Genomic DNA, 885 nt, shown 5'->3' on the forward strand with positions numbered 1-885 from the left:
TGTGGCTCGCGCCGCTGCTGCCGGTGACCGCGTTCCTCTATCTGCTGATGACGGTGGACTCGGCGGTGCAGCACCGTCGCGGGCGTGGCGCCGCCTGGAAGGGCCGCACCTACGCCCGCCCGGAGACCGCCGCCGACGAGCCCTGACGGACGCGGACCTGACCGTCCCTCACTTGCGGCCGGGCGTCCAGTTCATGCCCCAGCCGTAGGCGTGGTCGACGGTGCGCTGCGGGCTGACGCCGCGCTCCGGGACGAGGTAGCGGGCCTCGCGCTGGACGACCAGGTCGCCGCCGTTGTTGGTGATGAGCGCGAGCGCGCACACCGTGGAGGGGACGGTGCACTCGTCGAGGGAGAAGTCGATGGGCGCGCCGTGCTGCGGGCGGAGGGTGACCGTCGCGTGCAGGTCGGCGAAGGAGCGGGCGCCCTCGTAGATGGTGACGAAGACGAGGATGCGCCGGAACTGGTGCTTGTGGTCGAGGTTGACGGTGAGGTTCTCGCCGCTCGCCGAGGCGCCGGTGCGGTCGTCGCCGTCGAGGTGGATGAACGGCGGCTGGTGCAGCGAGCCGAAGGCGTTGCCGAGGGCCTGGACGACGCCCTTCCTGCCGTCGGTGAGCTCCCACAGGGCGCACAGGTCGAGGTCGAGGTCGGCATGCATGGCGACCGGGCGGCCCAGCTTGGCGGCCCAGCCGGAGAACTGCTTGCGCACCTCCCAGTTGAGGTTGACATGCAGGGAGCCCGAGGTGCCGCCCTGCTTGGTGAGCGACACGGAGGGCGCGGCCTTGGTGAGCGTCACCTTGGTGAGCTGGACGGGCGCCGGGGGCGCGACGGGCGGGGGCGGCGGCTGCGGCACGGTGACCGGGGGCGCGACCGGCGGGGCCACCGGGGC

The 885-nt window shown here is 73.1% G+C and carries 1 protein-coding gene and 1 pseudogene; one reads left to right on the forward strand and one right to left on the reverse strand.

The annotated features are described in order from the left end of the window. Nucleotides 1–146, forward strand: a pseudogene (locus AY578_RS03005) (glycosyltransferase); the annotation flags it as partial. A 22-nt stretch (nucleotides 147–168) separates the two neighbouring features. Here the strand turns inward: AY578_RS03005 and AY578_RS03010 are convergent. Beyond that, nucleotides 169–885 (reverse strand): TerD family protein (locus AY578_RS03010; RefSeq protein WP_420341301.1); only part of this gene is annotated, 717 nt, incomplete at its 5' end.

The sequence above is a fragment of the Streptomyces thermocarboxydus genome (genome assembly GCF_024760485.1).
GTDB lineage: Bacteria > Actinomycetota > Actinomycetes > Streptomycetales > Streptomycetaceae > Streptomyces > Streptomyces cellulosae.